This window comes from Phormidium sp. CCY1219, assembly GCF_035615515.1.
GTDB lineage: Bacteria > Cyanobacteriota > Cyanobacteriia > Cyanobacteriales > Laspinemataceae > CCY1219.
Map to the genome: position 1 here is coordinate 1 of NZ_JAJENT010000534.1, position 3,446 is coordinate 3,446.

Genomic DNA, 3,446 nt, shown 5'->3' on the forward strand with positions numbered 1-3,446 from the left:
CTCCATTTCCCCTGGCTCTCATCCCGACGCTCACCAAGCACGGGTAGAGCGCGGGGCTTCCCGCCGAGAAGCTAAATCTGGCTGGCAAATCCCTGTTGCCCTCAATGGATTCCCTGGGAAGTGTCACCCAGGCGGCATTCTTTGCCGATCCACCGCATGGATCCTTTTGACCCGGGTTCGCAAAAAAAGTGATTGCTCACTCTTGTTTTAAGTTAGTTTACAAACCGGAATCTATTCACATTAAATGCCGATTTTTAAGCCAGATGCAGGGAAAAAGTCTTTTTCAAGCTGGGATGACTTTCTATTAAAACCACTGGCGCGATCGCTCCAATTTGCCTGCTGCTCCACCCCCTGGTTTTTCGCCCACCAAACCACAGATGCAGCCCCCGCAACCCCCCTGGCATTTCCCCGCCCCCAATCTTGCAGGAAAACGAAACCTTCAACTAAGCCAAAAGACGGATTTTGACAGGGATTTTTTACGCTATCATACAGATGAGAGCGGCGATCCCTGATTTTTCGCCATCAATCCTAGTCCGGTAAGGTTTTTTGTTTGCTGGCTGCTATGTGGGGTTTGCCTGCGATCCCGATGCATCTACCCTGAAGGGACAGACTACGATCGAAATCACTAAAGTTCAGAACGAAAGTCACAACCAAACGGAGGTTTAAATCACAATTATTCTCAAAAAAATAACCCATAGTAGAACTATAGGGCTGTCAAAACAAATCGTACTTACACTAGGGGAAAAATGGTAATTCAGGGAAATTTCTACAAACGAACTATTTCAGAAATTTTTTGTGAAATTTGGCGGAGTGGTCGCATTACTTACCTGGAACGCTGGGGGTTGATGTCCGCACTGCTGAAGGATTCTCTGACGCAAGAAGAGATGGATGCCATCAATCGACTGATTCATGCGGTCCGTCGCGGATGGCTGAAAGTCGTTGATTGATCCCGAGGTCGGTTTATCGGTCGGTTCGATCCACCCCGGGTCTGTGCGTCATTTCCACTCATCGAAAATCAGGAGCGATCGCGCCACACACTGCGATCGCCCCTGATTTTCCCATGCTCGTACTCCCCCGCCAATATCAACGCCCCACCCCCCGCAAACAGAAAAATTGAGAATTGAGACGGGAAAAACTCCCAATTCCCAATTCCCAATTCCCAATTCTCAATTCAAGCCCAATCCCGGGTGAAATAGTTTCCCTTACTTGCGGACTTTGCCATTCGGCTGGATTGTCCCGGAAAGATTTGCGCCGCGCAGGTTCACATTCACCACATTCGCTTTTCTCAGGTTGGCGGAACTCAAATCCGCTTGACTGAGATCCGTATCGATCAGGTGCGATTCCATCAGATTCGCCGAACTCAAATTCGCCTCACTCAAGTTCGCCTGAATCAAATAGGCCCCACTGAGATTGGTCAGGCTCAGATCCGCCCCCTGAAAGTTGGCTCCCGTCAATAATTTTTGACTCAAATCCGCCCCACTTAAATCCGATCCACTCAGGTTAATCCCACTTAATTGGGCACCCTTGAGACAGACCTGGGTCAAATCGCTATAGCTCAAATCGGCTTTACTCAGATTCGCTCCCGCCAAGTTGACATCCTGCAATTCTGCTTTGCTCAGAGTTGCCCAGTTCAAAAGCGCCTCGCTCAAGTTCGAGTGGTTGAGATTGGCACCTTTTAAATTCGCTTTTCGCAGATCGGCTCCACTCAGGGAAGCTTGTTTCAGTTTGGCTCGCGTCAAGTTGGCTTCACTGAGGTTCGCTTGGCTCAAATTAGCTTTATTAAGGCTTGCTAACTGGAGATTAGCCTGTTGCAAATCTGAAGCGCTCAAATTAGTGCCAATTAAATAGGTCTGACTCAGATCGCAGTTATTTAATTGCGCGCCACTGAGGTTGGCTCCACTGACATCGGCTTTTGTCAAAATCGCCCCAGAGAGATTCGCCCCACTTAAGTCGGCCCAATTCAAATGAGCGCCGCTCAAATTGGCTCCCGCCAAATTAGCACCGCTGAGATTTGCGCCACTGAGACTTGCTCCACTGAGGTTGGCGCGATGTAAGTTAGCTCCTCTAAGATCGGCTTTGGTAAGGCTGACCCCACTCAGATATGCACCACTGAGATTTGAATCTTTTAAATCGGCTTTGATTAAGCTGAGCCGACTAAAATCTCTCGATCCCCGGGCATATTGCTGTAGAAGTTCCTCTTTACTAAAGCTGAGTCTAGGATCGCTTATGAGATCAGCCGTCATAATAAACTCGCCTTTTTTATAGATCTTTAGCTTTCTTTTAGGATCGTAATAAAAATCCTCTCCCTAGGGAAACCGGATTTTTGCTGAATTACAGTTAAGTTTTGTTACGAAGTTTACTCGGATACAGATTTTTTCACATTTATTTGATTTTGCCAGGGATGGCGGGTCGCCAGATGGAACCCTTACCAACGTTGACCCCATATTTGCATCCGGACTTCGGAACACCTAAGCGTTTATACTCAATCCTACTGTGGATTAAACCACAAAATGGGCGCGATTGATTGCCCCGGCAGGGGGAAGGAGGGAAAAAACCAGGGAACATGTTTTCGACTGCGCTTGTTTCCTGTCGCCCCAGTAATTTTACGGAGTGGCTCGGGATCGGAAGTTCTCTATCAAGGCAGTTGACAAAAATAATTTTTTATGGTAATAAACCAAAAACTGGGTGAATTGCCGTTGGCGAAGCGAAAGAGTATTGTCGGATAATAAACCAAGGCTCAAGCTAGTAAGCTGAAATCATGCGGAGGATAAATCATGGCACTGACACCCTCGACGATGTTGCCCCTGGGAACCCAGGCACCGGCTTTTGAACTCCCGGATGTGGTTTCCGGGGAAAGGATTTCTCTGGAGAGTTTTCGCGATCGCCAGGGACTGCTGGTGATGTTCATTTGCCGACATTGCCCCTTTGTCAAGCACGTGCAAGACGAGCTAGCGGCGATCGGCAAAGACTACTCGAACTCGAACCTGGGAATTGTGGCGATTAGCGCCAATAGCGTGGAAACTCACCCGCAAGACGGTCCGGAAAAGCTCAAAGAAATGGTGCAAGAGGTGGGATTTTCTTTCCCGTTATGTTACGACGAAACCCAGGAGGTGGCGAAGGCATACACCGCTGCTTGCACGCCGGATTTCTTTTTATTCGACGCCGATCGCAAGTTGGTTTATCGCGGTCAATTGGATGATAGCCGTCCGAGCAGCAGCGTGCCGGTGACGGGGAAAGATTTGCGAGGGGCGATCGATGCGGTTTTGGCGGGCAAACCGGTGAGCGAAGCGCAAAAACCGAGCGTTGGCTGCAATATTAAATGGAAGCCAGGGAACGAACCACCCTATTTTGGAGCTGCGTCAACTTCTGCGGTCGCGCATACGCGCAGCTTGGACGACCCAACGTCTAACTAAGAGTTGGCGCTTACCATGCAGCCAAAAACGATA

Annotated in this window: 3 protein-coding genes; 2 read left to right on the plus strand and 1 reads right to left on the minus strand. The window is 48.9% G+C overall.

The features are described from left to right. Positions 1 to 746 precede the first annotated feature (746 nt). Entirely contained in the window at positions 747 to 947 is a 201-nt protein-coding gene (locus tag LKK83_RS14725; RefSeq protein ID WP_324631948.1) for a hypothetical protein, read from the plus strand. A gap of 255 nt (positions 948 to 1,202) precedes the next feature. On the opposite strand, the gene LKK83_RS14730 is transcribed toward LKK83_RS14725, so the two are convergent. Continuing rightward, on the minus strand, positions 1,203 to 2,243 hold the full coding sequence (locus tag LKK83_RS14730; protein ID WP_324631949.1) for a pentapeptide repeat-containing protein: 1,041 nt from the start codon (positions 2,241 to 2,243) through the stop codon (positions 1,203 to 1,205). Positions 2,244 to 2,774: 531 nt separating this feature from the next. On the opposite strand from LKK83_RS14730, the gene LKK83_RS14735 reads away from it, so the two are divergent. Next, the gene (locus LKK83_RS14735) at positions 2,775 to 3,413 is read left to right on the plus strand and encodes a thioredoxin family protein (RefSeq protein WP_324631950.1); all 639 of its coding nucleotides are present in this window, start codon (positions 2,775 to 2,777) and stop codon (positions 3,411 to 3,413) included. The last annotated feature ends 33 nt before the right edge of the window (positions 3,414 to 3,446 follow it).